An 18,820-nucleotide genomic window follows, 5' to 3' on the forward strand; every position below is an offset into this window, starting at 1 on the left:
ATTGTTCTGTTCGATCTCATTCCCGCGTAGGCGGGAATCCAGAAAGAATATTCAAAATATCTGATTATAGAATTTTATAATTAATAAAATGAATTCCCGCCTACGCGGGAATGACATCGAGAAAATGTCTTATTACGATACTATATTTAGCAAACATATAGATAAGATCAAAAGCGAAGGAAGATATCGAGAATTTAAGGCCTTAAAAAGACAAGCCGATAATTTTCCTTTTGCAGAACACGCTAATAAACAAATAGTTATGTGGTGCATTAATGACTATTTGGGTATGAGTAAACATGCAAAAGTAATGCAAGCTTCTATAGATGCCTTGCTAAAATACGGTGTTGGATCAGGCGGAACTCGCAATATCGGCGGTAATAATATCGCCATTCTTGAGCTTGAAAAAGAACTTGCAAATTTACACAAAAAGCAAGCAGCTTTAGTTTTTACATCCGGTTTTGTTGCAAATGATACAACGCTTGCAAGTCTTGCTAAAATCATGCCGGATATAGTATTTTTCTCCGATGAGCTAAATCATGCATCAATAATTGCAGGGATTACAAGTTCAAGAGCCGAGAAATATATATATAGACATTTAGACGTTAAGCATCTAGAAGAGCTTTTACAATCAGTCGATATTAATAGACCTAATAGACCGAAAATTATTGTTTTTGAATCAGCTTACTCTATGGACGGTTTTTTCTCACCTATCAAAGATATAATCAATTTAGCCAAAAAATATAATGCTTTAACCTTTATCGATGAAGTTCATACGGTCGGTTTATACGGTAAACAGGGTAGCGGTATTGCCGAGCTTCTTAATTGTAGTGATCAAATCGATATTATTCAAGGGACGCTTGCCAAAGCATATGGTACTATCGGCGGTTATATCACTAGCAACCATAATTTAGTCGACGCTATAAGACTAACCGCTCCAGGGTTTATTTTCACTACTTCATTGCCGCCGGTAATTTCTACCGCTGCAACGCATAGTATTAGACATCTTAAAGAATCAAATGAAGAACGAATAAAACATCAAGAAGTAGTTACAAAACTTAAAAATTCTTTTGAACGTTTTAATATACCTTATTTGAAAAATGAAAGTCATATAGTGCCGATAATTATTGGTGATCCGATTAAAGCGGCGAAAGCCTCAAATATGCTCCTTAATGAATACGGTATTTACGTTCAACATATCAATTTTCCAACTGTACCGAGAGGTACGGAACGCCTTCGAATCATCCCAACCCCTGCCCATACCGACAAAATGATCAATGATTTATCTGTAGCTTTAGTGCAGATATTTGCCGAACTTGATATAGAATTATCTTCTGCTAAAGAACTTAACGAAGAAGTACGCTTAAATCTTATTGCTTAACGCCATTGTGAGAAAAATTACACAGTAATTGACGAAGCAGTCTAATAAAAAATGCTCTTAATGTCATTCCTGCGTGGCATTGTTGCGTGGGATCGGTCTTCCGTCATTGCGAGAAGAATTACGTAGTAATTCGACGAAGCAATCCAGTAAAAAATTCTGTAAATCAGAATTTTTTTAATTATTTTGTTGGATTGCCACGTCGCTTCGCGCCTCGCAATGACGATTTGGCCTCCACACAACAATGCTTTTAGTTATTTAGCTCATGACGATATCTATCTTTGGTTAACAATGCCACAAATCTTATACCCAATTTATTTACTTGCTTTTGCTCCTAAATCATCTAGTTTATTGAAATATACTCTAAAAAAAGTAAGATATAACCCTTTAAATTCTTTTTAAAAAATAAAGGGTTACCCCATAAATCCCTTATCTTTATATAATTTAAAAAAAGTTGTATTTTTATACCACTATAATATTAATTTTTTATTTCTATAATAATTAATTTGTTTACTTTGAAGAATTTATAATTTATTTTTTCTATAAAATTTCAACACAAGGCTGTAATTATTGAGCTTTTAAAGTTAACTCAGATAAAGAACAAACGAGCAATAACAAAAAAGAAAAAAGTACTTCTACAAAATCGACTACGGCTAGTCGCTTAGCTTATGACAATATCCATCTTTAATTTAGCAATGTCTAAAAAATAAAGTAATATGAATTTTAACTTAATATAATTACCGAATATGTCTTTTTTTGACCGCAAAACTGCAATTATTAAGTTTCTTAAGATTAATGCCGGAAAAGAATTTACTGCTTCCCAAATAGCCGTATGGATAGTTGAAACGTACTCTCAAGAGGCTGCTCGAAAAGTGCAAACAAGTAACGATAAGCTATTAATGAGCGTTAACAAGATGAGTAACACAAAAGAAATAGCGATACTTTTGTATAAAAATGAAATGAAGACGCTATTACCTACAACCCATACCAAAAATAGAACCGAACATTAAGATAATAAAAAAAGGGAAATCGAGCTAAATATTGTTATATTAATAATACCGATAAGACATTTGATATATCCAAAATTATTAAAGCCCTTGAAAATTATAAGAAGCAGGAGCTTACTGCTATGGAAATGGCTCAATTGCTGTTAAGTGCTAACGCGAAATAGTTAGTGATTGCAAAAATAGACGACTATATGCCAGCAAAGGTGAGTTCTGCGAAACTCACAGTTAGCAATGCCTAATCCTAATGGGATTTTACAAAAACTATTGCATATTTCAGCTCTTTAGTTTATTTTGATTAGCAAACTATATACAGAATTAATGGATTATTAAAATGGGAATTACCGTATTAAAAAATGAAGGATTGGATTTTCATGCAAGAATTTCTACTCCTTTAAGTGAGATAGATGACGATATTCAAAAAGAATTACTTGATTTAACCAAAAAGGTTAAAATAGCAGGTTTTAGAGCCGGTAAAGTACCGGTTTCAATTGTTAAGAAAAAATATGGTACTTCCGTCAGGAATGATATAATAGAAAGAAAAATTAACCATTCAGTAAATCACGTTATTAAAGAGCATAATCTCAATATAATCGGTAGACCCAAAATTGAAGAATTACAAAACGAATCCGATAAAGCTTTAGAATTTACCGTAAAAATAGAGCTATTACCTAAAATTACTATTCCGGATTTAAAAAAAATCTCACTAGATCGTCCAAAATTAGAAGTAAACTCTAAAGATGTTGAAGAACAACTAGAAAAACTTGCCGCATTAACAAAAAACTATACTAAAGAAAGTAAAGCAAAAATAAAAGCCGGAGATCAGGTTACTATTGATGCAATCGGGTACATCAAGGAGAAAGCTTTTAAGGACGGTAAATTAAATGATTTTAAGGTAATAATAGGTAGTAATGCACTTATTCCCGGTTTTGAGAAACAATTAATAGGTTCTAAAACAGGTAGTGAAGTAGATGTTAATGTTACTTTTCCTGAAAATTACCATGCTAAAGATTTAGCAGGTAAGGATGCTCGTTTTGTAGTACAAATTAAAGCAGTACATACTGCAGAACCTACCGTTATCGATGACGAATTTGCTAAAAAATTCCAAAGTAATAGCCTTGAAGAATTGCGTACACATTTTACTAAACAAATAGAAAATGAGTCGGAAGAAGCTATTAATACTATAATGAAAATGAACTTATTTGATAAGTTAGAAAAATTGTTAGATTTTGATGTACCGGAATCTTTATTAGAGCAAGAAAAAAATATTCTAAAGTCCGGAACCGATAAAAATGAACAAGATGAATCATTATTGAAAGATAAATCCTCTAAAGAAATAACAGCATATTATAATAAATTAGCCCTACGCCGTGTACGAATAGGCTTATTACTTGCTGAATATGCAAAATCTAAAAATTTGCAATTAGAGCCTGATGATTTAAGAAAAGTTATTATGCAACAAGCACGTAATTTTCCTGGGCAGGAAAATATGATATTTGATTTTTATAAAAATAATCCTAGAGCAATTGAAGGACTTAAAGGTCCTGCCTTAGAAGATAAAGCTGTACAATATATATTTAATCACGAAATAAAGCTTAAAGAAAAAAAATATACTAAGGAAGAGCTAGAGAAATATCTAGAAGCAGAAGAGCAACGTATTACTTTAATTTAAAGTTTATTAATTGTCATTGCGAGGGGATATTATTGCGTGGATATCAAGTCGCCGTTGCGAGTGAACGTTAGTGAGCGTGGCAATCTCAGGAATCCTCGCAATGACAATCCTCAGTATCCACGCAGGCAATACCTAGAGTATTACTCCTGATTTTTTATAGTCTCTAAAGCAAGTTTAACTATTTTATTTACTCCAGCATTAGTGTAGGTAGAGATAGGAAAAACTTCTTTATTAGTAACTTTCTGCAACTTATTTATTTTTTCCTGTATTTCCTCATCTGTGAGAACATCGCATTTATTAAGACATATGATTTCGATTTTATTTTTTAGATAATCGGAATATGATTCAAGCTCAAGACGTACCGTATTATAATCTGCAACTACATCATTACTAGAGCCGTCTATTAAATGTATTAACAGATTACATCTTTCTATATGCTTTAAGAATTTATCGCCAAGTCCGTGACCTTGATGAGCCCCCTCAATTAAGCCAGGAATATCGGCTATGATAAACTCTTCGTCATCAACATATACCACTCCAAGATTCGGCACTAAAGTAGTAAAGGGATAATCGGCAATTTTAGGCTTGGCTGCCGTTACAAAGGATAAAAAAGTAGATTTACCGGCATTTGGAAACCCCACAAGCCCAACATCAGAGAGAAGTTTTAAACTTAAATGAATCCACATTTCTTCGGCAATTTCTCCTTCCGTACGCTTTCTTGGAGCTTGATTAACCGACGATTTGAAATGGCTGTTACCAAGACCGCCACTTCCTCCTTTAATTATTTCAAAGCTTTGATCATCCACAGTGAAATCATGCAATAATATATTGCCGTCCTCGGAAAAGATTTGAGTACCGATCGGAACATCAAGAACTAATGATTTTCCTGATTTACCGCTTCTATTTGAATCTTTACCGTTTTCGCCGTTTTCTGCGGTAAAATGCTGTTTATATCGATAATTTACTAGCGTATTAAGATGGTGATTACTCCTGAAAATAACACTACCGCCACGTCCACCATCACCACCGTCCGGTCCGCCTCTGTCAATAAATTTCTCACGATGGAAACTAACACAACCATTGCCGCCGTTCCCACCTTTTATATATATTTTAACTTCATCAATAAAATGCATATGATTTATATTTTCAACGTCATTGCGAGCGACTGCAAGGAGCGTAGCAATCTCAAGAGGTTTGATGAGATTGCTACGCTCCTTGCAGTCGCTCGCAATGACGACAATGTTTACCGCTCCCGAATACCCTTATACTCTCTATGTACATAACCGGTGTAAAGCTGTCTAGGTCTGCTGATTTTTTGTTCAGGGTCTTCGTGCATTTCTTTCCATTGTGCCATCCAGCCTACGGTTCTTGCTATTGCAAAAAGTACCGTGAACATTTGCGACGGTATACCCATAGCTTTATAGATAATACCCGAATAAAAATCAACATTTGGATATAATTTTCTCTCAATAAAATATTCATCTTTAAGAGCGATAGCTTCAAGTTCTATTGCTATTTGTAAGAGCGGATTGTTGTCTAGCTGCCCGAGTTCCTTTAATACTTCTTTGCACGTTTCTTTAAGTACTGCGGCACGCGGGTCATAGTTTTTATATATACGATGACCAAAACCCATTAACCTAAATGGATCATTTTTATCCTTAGCTTTAGCTATATATTTAGGAATATACTCTGAACTACCGATTTCTTTAAGCATATTTATTACCACTTCATTAGCCCCGCCGTGAGCAGGTCCCCAAAGTGAGGCAATACCTGTGCTAATACAAGCAAAAGGGTTAGCTCCGGATGAGCCGGCAATTCGGACTGTTGAAGTAGAAGCATTCTGCTCATGATCGGCATGTAGGATAAATATCTTATTAAGAGCATTTTTTATTATTGGATTTACTTTATATTTCGTACAAGGCGTTGCAAACATCATATGCAGAAAATTTTCGGTAAAATCTAACGAATTATCAGGATAAATAAACGGTTGTCCTATAGAATATTTATAAGACATTGCGGCGATGGTAGGTATCTTAGCAATCATTCTAATAGCGGTAAGTTCGTAATCTGCTTCCTTAAAATTCAATAAATCAGGATAAAATGCCGAAAGAGAACCGACAGCCGCAAGCATAATAGCCATAGGATGAGAAGAGCTGCAAAAGGTTTGAAATAAATAGTGTAATCTTTCATTCACTAATGAATGATGCGCAACCTGTTTAGTGAAATTATTATACTGCTCGCCACTTGGTAGTTCCCCATAAATCAGCAAATATGCCACTTCTAAAAAATCACTTTTCTCAGCTAAGTCTTTAATATCATATCCTCGATGCCGCAAGATTCCTTTATCACCGTCTATATAGGTGATAGTAGACTGACAAGAAGCAGTAGACATAAAACCCGGGTCGTAAGTAAAGCAATCGGCTTCCGCAGATACCCTACTTATATCGATTACATCCTCACCGATACTTGCTTTAAGTATAGGTAATTTAAATATTTTTCCTCTGATTTTTAATTCAGCAAATTCTGAATCATTATTATTTTCATTGGTCATATATATACCTTATTTTTATACATCAGTAAGTATAACCCTAATTTAATGCAATTAGAAACGAATTATGATTTATTAGGATTTAAAAATTTTCTTTGATATCTTGCTCAACTTGCAAGGTTAATGAAAATTAAAAACGCACATGCTTCTACTTTCAACTGTAAGCCTAAAGCGTTTAATAAAGATCCTATATTGTCGACACTTGGATTACCTTTGCTAGATAACATTCTATATATATGTTATCTATTTATATGAACTTCTTTAGAGATTTTTCTATACCTCCTCTTGCTATAATGGTTTCTTTTAAAGTAGCCATTATAGCTCATTATTATGAGCTACAAAATATTGCTCTAACGCTTCATTAATATACCCTACTAATATTTCCTCATTTTGTAATTTTTCTTTTAAATAATCTGTAAACTTTACATATAACACCCTCAATTTCGTTTATAAACTTCTTCTATCATTTCTAAGGCTTTTTCAATATCTTTGCCTTGAGTATCTTTATTACCTGCATTTAATAGCAGAATATCTGTTATAAAAATTGTAACTAGAGATGATTACACTGTCGCATATATACGACTAATTGTCCAGTAGAAAATTATTTTGAAAAGTACGTGAAGCTGTGAGTACTAGATTAATGTACAAGTTATGCAAGAAGTCTATTATTGACTAAATACTCCTTAATCTTGAGTAAATCATACCAAGAGGTGCGTTTTTGCATAGGTTGGCGGAGTAAATAGGCAGGGTGGAAGATTGCCGTAGTTTGAATAGGAGCGGATAGATATTTATTGGTATAAAAATAATATTCTTGTCTAATTTTAGTAATACCCGAATTTTTTCCAAGTAAGCTAGTTGCAGCCGTGCTACCGACTAGAATAATTAACTTCGGGTTAATAAGAGCAATATGCTTCTCGACAAAAGGTCTACAAATATCGACCTCTTCGAACGTCGGCTGTCTATTAGCAGGAGGACGCCAAAATACCGTATTAGTAATATAAGCGTTATTTTTTCGTGAAATTCCGATAGCGTGTAACATATTATCAAGTAAATTGCCACTTTCGCCGTAAAAAGGTATTCCTTTCAAATCTTCGGTACTTCCCGGGGCTTCGCCTATTAACATAATTTTAGCTTCCAAATTACCGTCACCGAAAACCGTGTTAGTAGAAAATTTCTTAAGTTCACAACCATTAAAATTTAGTAGAGATTCTTTTAGTTCTTCGATATTATTAGCTCTATCGGCAAGAGATCTTGATAGGGTTATATTATCATGAACTTTATCATTCATATTGAATGCAGTTTCTTTTGTAGACTTAAGTTTTACTTGTGGCTTTTCAGTTAGTTCAGTATTATTACGTACCTTTAATTGCGTTGGATGTTCATGGCAATAATATTCAACACCGATTGCACTTAACCATTTAAGCGTATCATTCATTATCTTAAAATTAAAATATGTTAAAATATTCCGTACCACACGAACTAAATGACATAAGGCTTGATAAAGCTCTATCATCACTTCTTGAAAATGTTTCAAGGAATCAAATCCAAAAAGCTATTAAAGATTCGCAAGTACTAGTTAATGATGTAATTATTTCTGATCCTGATGTTTTGGTCAAGGAGAATGATATTATATTATTTTCTTTTAAAGAACCTGAAGAGCTAAAAATTGCAGCAGCAAATGTAGCACTTGATATAATATATGAAGACGATAATTTGATAGTAATTAACAAAGCTGCAGGTATGACGGTACACCCGGGAGCAGGGCATCATGACGATACGCTTGTTAATGCTTTATTACATCATACAAAAAACTTATCGGATATCGGCTCATCAGAAAGACCCGGGATAGTACATCGTTTAGATAAAGACACTACGGGCTTGATGGTAGTGGCTAAAAATAATAAAGCACATATGCTACTTGCAAATCAGATAGAACAAAGGCAGGTAATACGGAAATATAAAGTGTTAGTGTGGGGAGTAATAAATCCGCTAGAAGGAGTCATTAAGAATAATATAGGTCGCAGCCGAAGCGATCGCCAAAAAATGACCATATTAAAATATGGCGGCAAAGAAGCCGTTACACATTATAAGACTCTAGAATTATTTTATAAAGGTAGTATTAGTATGGTGGAGTGCAAGCTTAGTACGGGTAGAACTCACCAAATTAGAGTACAGCTAAGCCATTTAAAACATTCGGTAGTCGGCGACCAAACTTACGGCAATAACGACCGAAAAATTGCTCATTCTCCCCCTGAACTAAAAGCAAAATTAATTGATTTTAAACGTCAAGCCCTGCATTCTTGGTATTTAAGTTTTACTCATCCGACTAGTAATGAGATTATGGAATTTTCTTGTAAGTTGCCAAGGGATATAGAAGAGATAATTAGTTTATAATTAACAAAATATTAATTTTTTTAAAATAATATTAAGGATTAAATATTTAAAAGATTTATAAAATGAAAAAATCTAATGCTAAATTAGAAGAAGCCTTATATTCTATGGAAGAGGGTATTTTAAACCTTAGAAAACAAAAAGCGAGCTTAGAAGAGATTTTTACTTTTCTGCAAGATTTAAGTACCGCCACAGACAAAATTATTTCCTTAGATATATCAAATTATAGAGATTGGTCAGAAGTAAAAGATTTTATTCTAAAATTAGGTAATAATTTATCTTTTAAACCGCAATCTATAAAAATTGCTAGCTCTTCCCAATATTAGTACAGAACATGAAATTAAAATTTCTGAATTCGTCAATGAAATTCTTTCTCTAAGATTAAAAACAGGCATAGATATTAATAATAGTACGTATATTGATGATGCAAATTATAGGAAAAAAATTTTTAGAAGAATTTAAAAAAATGATTTTAATGAGCAAGAAGAACAATTAAATAAATTAATAAAAGTTGCATGCAAAGAAGCAAAAGCACCTGATAATATAGACATGCAATATATGCAAACTCTGCGAATTTTCTCTGAATTTGATTTCAGTAAAATAGATGAAAAATATTCTAATTTACAACATCTTTTTACAAAGCTATATAAAGCACAAGAAGTAAAATCAGAAATTTATCATTATGTAAGTAGAAGATGATTTACATTTTTATATGGTAAAAGTTAATGGAGTAAATGTAACTACTTGGCAAAATTTCTTAAAGAAACAGGGGGAGTTTATAAACCAGTCCGGGAAAAAAGAATATAGAAAAGCTTTTATAGGACTTAGAGATGCTTTTGACTCTAGTATAGAATATCATGACCAAGATTTAACAGATGTATATGTACCTATAATAAAGTATGGGAACAGAAAAGTAGTATTGATATATCATCGGTAGAAATGATTACAACTATGACAACTTCTCAAAACGCAAATTTCACATATAGGAATAACAAAAGCTCCAATATATGACTATAATAATACTAAAAAACATTCAAGTCTTTCGCTTAAACTTCATATTTTTATTGCTAAATGTGCAGAGATTATTTATCCTAACAAAAAAGAATATATGATTACTGTTCCAACAAAAAATATAACTCATATTATTATTAAAGAATATGAGAAAAAACAAATTTTAGATAAAATATATATAGGACATCAAGACACAAAAATACCGCAAGAATCTTTAGAGGAATTAAAATCTAAATATCAAAATACTAAGTGTATACAATATGAGGGACAAGAGTATAATAAGCATTATTTTAAAGCTTATTTAGAATAATATTTTAAAAAATCAACAAGAAATTTTAGGTGAGAAGAAAGCTCCCATAAAATTTACCGAAGCAGGATATGGTGCTTTTTCTGACTTTATTTTGTATGGGAAAAATGGTGAAGTACTAAATAAACTAACTGCTGACCAGATAAAAAGAGAGTTCGCTTGGTTTTGTACACTAGTCCTTATTTATTAAAAAATCAACACGAACAAGAACCTTTAATCACTTGTGATTTAGAAACATTAGCAAATCTTAGCTTTAAAAATAGCTATATAGAACATGAATATTATTCAGAAATAATTGGTGATATAATAACATAAAATGGTTTATGAAAATAATTAAAATACCTAAAACCAAAAATTATCTTAAAATAGATATTATAACTCTAGAACCCTAATATTATAAGAATAAATTTGGTAATAATCTATTTCGTGCATTTACTGAACTTAAAAAACGAGCACCGCTAGGTAGTGTAGATGAGATTTTAGAAATGAAAAATTTTGGCAAAAAATAAAACATGCAATGTTCTATAAAGCAAATTCTTAGTGACGCTACAGATAAATTAAATAAAATAGGTATTAGTTCGCCGCAATTAGAAGCACGAATTTTACTACAGCATGTTATAAATAAACCTATTGAGTATTTACTTATTAATCTTGATGAGCAGTTAAATGAAGCCGAGATAGAAGCTTTTGAAAAACTGTTAGAGAGAAGATTAAAGCATGAACCGATAGCATATATTACAGGTGTTAAAGAATTTTACTCACGTGAATTTATTGTTAATAAACATGTATTAATTCCAAGAAGCGATACTGAAGTTTTAGTGGATGTTGTATTTCAATGTCATCCCCGCGAAAGCGGGGATGACATAAGCGAAAACTGCAATGACAAATTCTTAAATATCCTAGAACTTGGCACAGGTAGCGGCTGCATTGCTATCAGTCTATTATGTGAGTTACCGAATGCTAATGTAATTGCGACCGATATAAGTCTTGATGCTATAGAAATTATCAAAAGTAATGCGGCAAAATATGCGGTAACGGATCGCATTCAGATTATTCACAGTAATTGGTTTGAGAATATTGAAACTCAGAAATTTGATTTTATCGTTAGCAACCCGCCATATATAGCTCACAGCGAAAAATCAGAGATGGCAATTGAAACAATCAATTATGAACCGTCTATTGCTTTATTTGCTGAAAAAGACGGACTGCAAGCGTACTTTCTCATCGCCGAAAATGCCAAACAATTCTTAAAACCAAACGGTAAGATTATATTAGAAATAGGGTTTAAACAGGAAGAAGCGGTAACCCAAATTTTCTTAGATCATGGTTATAATATTGAAAGCGTTTATAAGGATCTACAAGGTCACAGTAGGGTAATATTATTTACTCCTATTAATCTCAATCGGTCATATGCAAGACGTATCGGTAAAAGCTTATCAGGAGTGCAACAGAATTTATTAGATAACGAACTACCAAAATATTTATTTTCTAAAGAAAAGCTTGTAAATGAAAAACGTAAAGTATTTCTTGAGATAGGCTTTGGTATGGGTGAGCATTTCATTAATCAAGCTAAAATGAATCCTAATGCACTTTTTATTGGGGTAGAGGTATATTTAAACGGAGTTGCAAATGTTTTAAAGCTTGCAGGTGAACAAAATATCACGAATTTTTTATTATTCCCTAATAATTTGGATTTAATATTAAATGAGATACCAAGTAATAGCTTTGATGGAATTTATATTTTATTTCCCGATCCATGGATAAAAAATAAGCAAAAGAAGAAACGTATTTTCAATAAAGAACGACTTAAGATTTTACAAGATAAGCTAAAAGACAATGGTAATTTAGTATTTGCTTCCGATATCGAAAATTATTTTTATGAAGCAATAGAGTTAATACAGCAGAACGGTAATTTTGAAATTATAAATAAAAATGATTATTTAAAACCGCACGATAACTATGTAATTACCAAATATCATCAAAAAGCTATTAAGGCGAATAGAACGCCGAAATTTATGATTTTGCGGCACGTTTTAGGCGATCATTAATTGCAGCTCCTATATTCACTTGAGGTATAGGGCTAACTGCTATACCTCTTACATCATGAGATGCAGCATAATCGTCAAGTATTCTTAAATAAGCATAAAGATTTGCAGCGGCTTCTATAAAGTTACCTTTTACACTTAAGTTTAATGAGAATCTTCCTGTAAGATTGCTATTGCCAAAATTTAATCCGATTTCTTTATCCTCTAAATTTATAGCATTTAGCCTAACCGGTACTTTTGGTGAATAGTGTTTTGCAAGCATTCCCGGAGCTTTTATAGTACTTGTCTCTGATGCTTTTAAAACTTCTATCCCTAGTATTTCTCCTAAAATTTCAGCAGTTATAAACCCTTCTCTAAGAATAGTAGGAGTAACAGTCGTTGTATCGATTATCGTTGACTCTAGCCCATATTTAGATTGATAGATTTCAGGTGCTAAAATAAAAATTTCCTGATTATCCTTAAAATGTTTTGTGACATGCTCAGCGTTAGTAGGACTAATATAGTTTGCAGGGTTAGCACTTGGGGCAGCTATAGGTATGCCTGATTGTCTGATAAGCTCTAACGCTACAGGATAAGACGGTATCCGAAGCGCTATGGTATTTAGTCCTGCTGTTACGCTAGGGGCAATATTTGCATTCTCTTTTAAAGGGACAACTATAGATAATGGTCCAGACCAAAATTTTTCTGCTATTTTTGTAGCTAAATCGTTAAACTCCCCTATTTCCTTTGCTTGCTCTATGGAGGAGACATGCACGATAAGCGGATTGATAGCAGGGCGCTCTTTGAACTGAAAAATCTTTAAACACGCCTCATTATTTGTGGCATCCGCACCAATCCCATAGACTGTTTCAGTTGGAAAAACAACCACTTTACCTGATTTTATAAATTGAACTGCTTTGTTTATCATAAGCGGTTAAACTTAGCTACTTTATCAAATAATTCGCAAATATTCTGTAATAACGACAAACGATTTTGAGCGATCTTTGGATCAGAGTCATTAACGAGTACATTATCAAAAAAGCTAGTAATGGGAGTTAATAGAGACGATAATAAATTTAAGGCTTTCTTATAATCTTTATCAGCTATACTATCTATAATTTGCGGAGAAATTTTTTGGATTACTTCAAATAATTCTTTTTCAGGTTGTGTACTAAAGAGACTCGCATCAACTAAGCCGGTAATTTTCTGATCACCAATTATATTGCTAGCTCGTTTGTAAGCATTTAATAATTGCTTGCCTGCGTCTTCTATTAAAAATTCTTTTAACGCATCAAGCTTAAAGTTTGTATCTACTAAATTTAAGTCAAGAACTGCATTAATTAACGCAATATCATAGTCATTTTTAAAGTAAAATTTTGCTCTTTCTTCAAAAAAAGATATTATTAAATTCTTATTTTCGTCAGATGAATCTTTATATAAGTTTATAGAAAAATTAATTAAATCATTAAAATTTAGCTCTAATTTATTTTCAAGTATTATTCTTATTATACCAAGAACTTGACGTCTTAAGGCATATGGATCACCTGAGCCTGTTGGTGCTTCCCCTGCTATCATCAAACCTACTAAACTATCTAGCTTATCGGCTAAAGCAAGTAAAGCCGCATTTCCGCTTGGTACATTGTCGCTCAAACCTTGCGGTTTATAATGGTCTCTAATTACAGCGGCTATTTCTGCATTTAGCCCTTCATGTTTTGCATAATAATAACCCATAATCCCCTGTAAATCAGGAAATTCCCCGACCATCTCAGAAACAAGATCACTTTTGCAAAGCCTAGCTGCTGTAATCAAATCCTTATTATTTGGAGCTATATAATTACAAATATCGGTTATGCGTTCAATTTTTTCTCTTAAATTACCAAGCTTTGCATGAAATGTTACAGCTTCTAATTGGCCTAATCTTGATTCTAAAGTTTTAGCTATATCCTGCTTACAAAAATATAAAGCATCCGAAAGACGTGCCGATAGAACTTTCTCGTTACCTTGAATAACTAGTTCAGCATTTGTAAATCTGCCATTACTGACAAAGAGAAAATACGGTGTGAAATTTCCTGTTTTATCAAATAAACAAAAATATTTCTGATGAGTACGCATCGAAGAAATAAGTACTTCTTTAGGTAACTCTAAAAATTTTTGCGGGATTTTTCCAAGCAATACAACAGGAAATTCGCTAAGCCCTGCTACTTCTTCTACTAAACAATTATCTTCTTTTATAATTAAATCATGAGAACTTGCTAGTTCCAGTAAACCGGTTTTAATTATTGTCTCTCTCTTTGTTCTTTCTAAAATAACATGATTTTCTAAAAGCTTATTTCTATAATCTTCAAAATCTGTTACTTCTAATTTTTTATTATCAGTAAGACGATGCCCATACGTAATATTATTAGCGGTTAAATGCCCAAATTGCACCGGTAATATTTCGCCGTCAAATATGCATAAAATATTTCGCAGAGGTCTAATCCATTTTATTTTGTAATCACCCCAAAACATCGATTTTGCCCAGCTATATTTATTAATAGCCTCTATAATAATCTCCGGCAAAATCTCTTTTATTTCTCTTTCTTCTGTTTTTTTGACAAAGAAATAATATAGCTGATTACTAATTAATTTAGTAGAAAGCTCTAATTTACTAACATTATGAGCTTTACAAAAACCATTAATAGCGGCTTCCGGAGCTTCTATGCTTGGTCCTTTAATTTCTTCCTCTTTTGGCAAAGTTATCTTTGGCAAATGGGTAGCATGTAGCGTTATCCTGCGAGGTCCCACGAATACTTGCACTTTTGCAAATATTTCGTTTTCTTCAAAAATTTTCGTGAATATATTTAAATAACCCTCTTCAGCATTTTTTTGCATAAAAGCCGGAATTTCTTCGCTAAATAGCTCTAATAATAACTCGCTCACTTGTTCATCTCCAACCATTTTGTACAACAAATTCTAGCTAAATGACGCACTCTTAAAACATAAGAAGCACGCTCAGTGACGCTAATTACTCCAAGTGCATTTAGTTGATTAAATGCATGACTTGCCTTAAGGCATTCATTATAAGCCGGCATAGGTAAATTAGCTTTGATTAATCTCTCACACTGGTCTTCGCTATCCTTGAAATGTCGCAGTAACATTTCACTATCGGCAAGCTCTAAATTATATTTTGAAAATTGCCGTTCAGCTTCGAAATCCACTTCACCGTATTTTAAAGCTTTTTCGTCTACTTGTCCGTTCCAATCAAGCTCTCTTACTTCATCAACACCTTGAATATATAAAGCAAGCCTATCGAGTCCATAAGTGATTTCACCGGCAACGGGACGGCATTCAATACCGCCGATTTGCTGCATATAAGTAAATTGCGATACTTCCATACCATTACACCATACTTCCCAGCCAAGCCCGGCAGCACCTAAGGTTGGCGACTCCCAATCATCTTCAACAAATCTGATATCATGAATTTTTAAATCTATGCCTAAACATTCTAAGCTTTTAAGATATAACTCTTGAATATTATCCGGCGACGGCTTTAAGATAACTTGAAACTGATAATAATGCTGCATTCTATTAGGATGCATGCCATACCTGCTATCCCCTGGTCTTCTTGATGGCTGAACATATGCAACAGACCAAGGTTTAGTACCAAGGCAGCGAAGCACAGTTGCAGGGTGAAACGTACCAGCCCCGACATGGGCATCGTAAGGCTGCAATATTGCACAGCCATAATCCTGCCAATAATTTTGTAATGTCAGAATAATTTGCTGAAATGATAGTTTTTTCATAGGATATTATTATTGGGAAAGAAAATTTTGATCAGTTAAAAGGATCGAATATTTTTATATTAAACATATTATATATTATAATGTTTGATATTTCTAGTAACTAGTATCATATTGCTTTGTTTTGCCTGTGCAGCTATTAAAGCATCGATTGCATTCGTACTATCAATACTCATTAATTCACCCCACTCCTCACATATTTCTTTGTCAATATTAAGAATTCTTTCATTATAATCTATTATTATTCTTTCTAACCATTTTTCTAATTTCAAACTTGCTATTTTATCTTTCTTTGCTAATTTTGATATTTCCTTTCTTATTTCGCCGATAGTAATACAACTTAAGTGTAACTGGCTAGAATGAACAATTGAAAACCATACTGCTATTTGAGAATTGGATTTTTTCTTTTGAATTTCAGATACAACATTAGTATCTAATAAATATTTCATAATTCAAAATCTCTAGCATACCCTTTTGCTCTCTGAATATCCAAATTATCTATCTTAGGTATGCTCAATAAATATTCTTTAAAATCAGGTTTTTGTTTAGTAAGTTGTTTATAGTCTTTTATACTAATAATTACAACTGCTTCTTCACCCCTTTTTGTAATACATTGAGGGGTACCATGCATTGCAATATCAATAATATTACTTAACTTATTCTTTGCTTCGTGTAACTGCCATTTATTCATATAAAATCCTCATATAGCTAGATTGTCTAGATTATTATAATATTAAAGATTCAAAAAAATAAAATATTTTTTAATTTGAGGTCTTAATAATACTCCTTGCCGATCTCGATTTTAGGGCGATTGTTTGCTACTCGCCAATCGTTAGTATCACGGAAAGAATAAACACAGCCGCAAAATTCTTGTTTATAAAAGTTCTCTTCTTTGGCAATTTCGTACATTCTGCTAGCACCGCCGTCTTTACGCCAATTATAAGTCCAATAGGTCACCCCTTCATAATGAGATGCCGCCCTAGTTCCTGATTCATTAATTTGGTTCATATCTTTCCATCTAGAAATACCAAGCGAGCTAGTTATAACTTTAAAGCCGTTCTCATAAGCATATAAAGCCGTACGCTCGAAACGCATATCAAAACACATTGTACAGCGTATACCTCTCTCAGGCTCAAACTCCATCCCTTTAGCACGCCTAAACCAATTTTGCGGATCATAATCTGCATCGATAAATTCTATATTATGTTTCTCGGCAAATTTAATATTTTCGTTTTTACGAAGCTCATATTCTTTTTTAGGATGAATATTAGGATTATAGAAAAAAAGCATAAACTTAATGCCGGTATTGATCATTTTTTCCATTAAAGGACCAACACAAGGAGCACAACAACAATGGAGTAAAACCTTGCTTTCACCGTTTGGTATTTCAAAAACTTCGCTCATTCGCTCATATTAATTTACTAGATTCTTTTTATAGGTTTCTTTATAGAATTTTAGAATTATAGAAGATAACAAGGCAAGTGCAATTAAATAATATGCAATAGCATAATTGTCTCCGGTAACTTTCGTTAACATCATTGCTAACATTGGAGCAGTACCGCCAAAATATAGCAGCTGCAAGGTTGTATGAAAGTGCAACACCGGTAAATCTTATGCTAGTCGGAAATATCTCTACTAAAACCGTTGGAATAGGCCTCATATAAATGCTAATAACTCCAGCAAATATTACTTGAGATATTATAGCTAATATAGCTAAAGTAAAATTCATCGACCCTAAGGCTACAAAAATAGGATAGACTGATAAAATTAACAAGATAATCCCCCCATATATTAGTACAGGACGTCGCCCCACCTTATCCAAAACATACGCAGATATAGGAAATACTATCATCATTACGATTAATATTATACTACTAACAATTGTGCTTTGCTGATTAGCATAACCGAGTTGTGTGCATAAAATTACCAATAAAAACCGTAGAAGTATAAAAAGGAGCAGTTACGGTAATATACAGACCAAGTGCGATAATTTTAGTTCTTTTGGGTATTTTGTTAATGTTTCTCGTAAAGGAAAACGTGCTAAACGCCCTGTTCCTTAGCTTTTTTATAAATAGGACTTTCTGCTAGGTTTTTTCTAATATATAAACCTACGGAGCTAATAAATAAACCGGCAATAAAAGGTATCCTCCAACCCCATTCAAATAGCATATCGGCAGGCATAAAATAAGAAAAACCAGCTGCTGTACCAAGTCCAAGCAGCATACCGCCGCACATACTAACAACTGAGCTACTTCCCCGCAAGTCCTCGCTGCTCGAACGAAGCATGTTCTACAATATACGAAATACAACCGCTAAATTCCCCTCCTAAAGAAAAACCTTGTATGAGTCTGATAATAATAGGAGCAACAATTCCAATAGTTTTATAACTTGGTAAGAGCCCTATCCCGGCAGTCGTTATTGCCATAGATTCAGTTGGGAAAATACGATTTAGCTTTAGAAGCTTATAATAAGGCAATCGAAGTAGATCCAAGTCATCCTTATGCCTTAATATAACAATAAAGCAGAAATATTAAGAAAGCTTGAAAAATACGAACTAGCATTTGAAGCATACAATAAAGCATTAGAATTAGAGCCAAATGACTTTGAGACACAAGCTCAAATACAAGCTATATTAGACATGCAAAAAGGCTAAATAATAGTCATAATTTATTATGACTATTATAACGTACACACTAATTTGGTCATAAC

18 protein-coding genes and 4 pseudogenes are annotated in these 18,820 nt (G+C 32.9%); 12 read left to right on the forward strand and 10 right to left on the reverse strand.

The window, feature by feature from the left end; all coding sequences use genetic code 11:
- Nucleotides 1-124 precede the first annotated feature (124 nt).
- From hemA to tig, 3 genes are all read left to right on the forward strand, one after another.
- Nucleotides 125-1,378 carry a 5-aminolevulinate synthase gene (gene hemA / locus MCC_RS00115; RefSeq protein WP_014408026.1) on the forward strand — a complete coding sequence of 418 codons (1,254 nt, stop codon included), beginning with the start codon at nt 125-127 and terminating at the stop codon, nt 1,376-1,378.
- Nucleotides 1,379-2,121: 743 nt separating this feature from the next.
- Entirely contained in the window at nt 2,122-2,385 is a 264-nt protein-coding gene (locus MCC_RS00125) for a hypothetical protein (RefSeq protein WP_014408027.1), read from the forward strand.
- 328 nt (nt 2,386-2,713) lie between these two features.
- Nucleotides 2,714-4,051 (forward strand): trigger factor, encoded by a 1,338-nt coding sequence (tig, locus tag MCC_RS00130; protein ID WP_014408028.1) that lies wholly within the window; start codon nt 2,714-2,716, stop codon nt 4,049-4,051.
- A 140-nt stretch (nt 4,052-4,191) separates the two neighbouring features.
- On the opposite strand, the gene obgE is transcribed toward tig, so the two are convergent.
- The 3 genes from obgE to MCC_RS00150 all read right to left on the reverse strand — a co-directional run bounded on the left by obgE (nt 4,192) and on the right by MCC_RS00150 (nt 8,034).
- On the reverse strand, nt 4,192-5,184 hold the full coding sequence (gene obgE / locus MCC_RS00135) for a GTPase ObgE (RefSeq protein WP_014408029.1): 993 nt from the start codon (nt 5,182-5,184) through the stop codon (nt 4,192-4,194).
- Nucleotides 5,185-5,294: 110 nt separating this feature from the next.
- Nucleotides 5,295-6,602: a citrate synthase gene (locus tag MCC_RS00140; RefSeq protein ID WP_014366155.1), complete on the reverse strand. Its 1,308-nt coding sequence runs from the start codon at nt 6,600-6,602 to the stop codon at nt 5,295-5,297.
- A 646-nt stretch (nt 6,603-7,248) separates the two neighbouring features.
- Entirely contained in the window at nt 7,249-8,034 is a 786-nt protein-coding gene (locus tag MCC_RS00150) for a uracil-DNA glycosylase (protein ID WP_014408031.1), read from the reverse strand.
- A 17-nt stretch (nt 8,035-8,051) separates the two neighbouring features.
- Between MCC_RS00150 and MCC_RS00155 the strand changes: the two genes are divergently transcribed.
- From MCC_RS00155 to trmB, 8 genes and pseudogenes are all read left to right on the forward strand, one after another.
- On the forward strand, nt 8,052-8,993 hold the full coding sequence (locus tag MCC_RS00155; RefSeq protein ID WP_014408032.1) for an RluA family pseudouridine synthase: 942 nt from the start codon (nt 8,052-8,054) through the stop codon (nt 8,991-8,993).
- Nucleotides 8,994-9,055: 62 nt separating this feature from the next.
- Nucleotides 9,056-9,316, forward strand: a complete 261-nt coding sequence (locus MCC_RS09755; RefSeq protein WP_050987074.1) for a hypothetical protein — start codon at nt 9,056-9,058, stop codon at nt 9,314-9,316.
- Nucleotides 9,317-9,539: 223 nt separating this feature from the next.
- Nucleotides 9,540-9,689: a hypothetical protein gene (locus MCC_RS09280; RefSeq protein WP_196792965.1), complete on the forward strand. Its 150-nt coding sequence runs from the start codon at nt 9,540-9,542 to the stop codon at nt 9,687-9,689.
- Nucleotides 9,690-9,702: 13 nt separating this feature from the next.
- A complete protein-coding gene (locus MCC_RS11310) occupies nt 9,703-9,927 on the forward strand; it encodes a hypothetical protein (RefSeq protein ID WP_196792967.1) in 225 nt (74 codons plus the stop codon).
- A 171-nt stretch (nt 9,928-10,098) separates the two neighbouring features.
- Nucleotides 10,099-10,311 (forward strand): hypothetical protein, encoded by a 213-nt coding sequence (locus tag MCC_RS11315; protein WP_014408033.1) that lies wholly within the window; start codon nt 10,099-10,101, stop codon nt 10,309-10,311.
- 162 nt (nt 10,312-10,473) lie between these two features.
- Nucleotides 10,474-10,623, forward strand: a complete 150-nt coding sequence (locus MCC_RS09290) for a hypothetical protein (RefSeq protein ID WP_014366163.1) — start codon at nt 10,474-10,476, stop codon at nt 10,621-10,623.
- An 8-nt stretch (nt 10,624-10,631) separates the two neighbouring features.
- A pseudogene (locus MCC_RS09760) lies at nt 10,632-10,817 on the forward strand (hypothetical protein).
- 3 nt (nt 10,818-10,820) lie between these two features.
- Entirely contained in the window at nt 10,821-12,356 is a 1,536-nt protein-coding gene (trmB, locus tag MCC_RS00180; protein WP_014408034.1) for a bifunctional peptide chain release factor N(5)-glutamine methyltransferase PrmC/tRNA (guanosine(46)-N7)-methyltransferase TrmB, read from the forward strand.
- Here trmB and MCC_RS00185 read toward each other — a convergent pair.
- From MCC_RS00185 to MCC_RS08700, 7 genes and pseudogenes are all read right to left on the reverse strand, one after another.
- On the reverse strand, nt 12,322-13,260 hold the full coding sequence (locus MCC_RS00185; RefSeq protein ID WP_014408035.1) for an L-threonylcarbamoyladenylate synthase: 939 nt from the start codon (nt 13,258-13,260) through the stop codon (nt 12,322-12,324). The genes trmB and MCC_RS00185 overlap by 35 nt on opposite strands.
- Nucleotides 13,257-15,251 carry a glycine--tRNA ligase subunit beta gene (gene glyS, locus MCC_RS00190; protein ID WP_041405462.1) on the reverse strand — a complete coding sequence of 665 codons (1,995 nt, stop codon included), beginning with the start codon at nt 15,249-15,251 and terminating at the stop codon, nt 13,257-13,259. Before glyS ends, MCC_RS00185 begins: the two co-directional genes overlap by 4 nt.
- Nucleotides 15,248-16,114, reverse strand: coding sequence for a glycine--tRNA ligase subunit alpha (locus MCC_RS00195; RefSeq protein ID WP_014408037.1), 867 nt, complete (start codon nt 16,112-16,114; stop codon nt 15,248-15,250). Before MCC_RS00195 ends, glyS begins: the two co-directional genes overlap by 4 nt.
- A gap of 31 nt (nt 16,115-16,145) precedes the next feature.
- Nucleotides 16,146-16,560, reverse strand: a pseudogene (locus tag MCC_RS00200) (PIN domain-containing protein).
- A complete protein-coding gene (locus MCC_RS00205) occupies nt 16,557-16,802 on the reverse strand; it encodes a type II toxin-antitoxin system Phd/YefM family antitoxin (protein ID WP_014408039.1) in 246 nt (81 codons plus the stop codon). The pseudogene MCC_RS00200 and the gene MCC_RS00205 overlap by 4 nt, the downstream one beginning before the upstream one ends.
- An 83-nt stretch (nt 16,803-16,885) precedes the next feature.
- The gene (locus tag MCC_RS00210) at nt 16,886-17,515 is read right to left on the reverse strand and encodes an epoxyqueuosine reductase QueH (RefSeq protein ID WP_014408040.1); all 630 of its coding nucleotides are present in this window, start codon (nt 17,513-17,515) and stop codon (nt 16,886-16,888) included.
- Nucleotides 17,516-17,524: 9 nt separating this feature from the next.
- Nucleotides 17,525-18,539 (reverse strand): annotated as a pseudogene (locus MCC_RS08700) (MFS transporter); the annotation flags it as partial.
- On the opposite strand from MCC_RS08700, the pseudogene MCC_RS10995 reads away from it, so the two are divergent.
- Nucleotides 18,539-18,764, forward strand: a pseudogene (locus MCC_RS10995) (tetratricopeptide repeat protein); the annotation flags it as partial. The pseudogenes MCC_RS08700 and MCC_RS10995 sit on opposite strands and share 1 nt — an antisense overlap.
- Between the last annotated feature and the right edge of the window lie 56 nt (nt 18,765-18,820).

It is taken from the genome of Rickettsia rhipicephali str. 3-7-female6-CWPP (assembly GCF_000284075.1).
Classification (GTDB): Bacteria; Pseudomonadota; Alphaproteobacteria; order Rickettsiales; family Rickettsiaceae; genus Rickettsia; species Rickettsia rickettsii.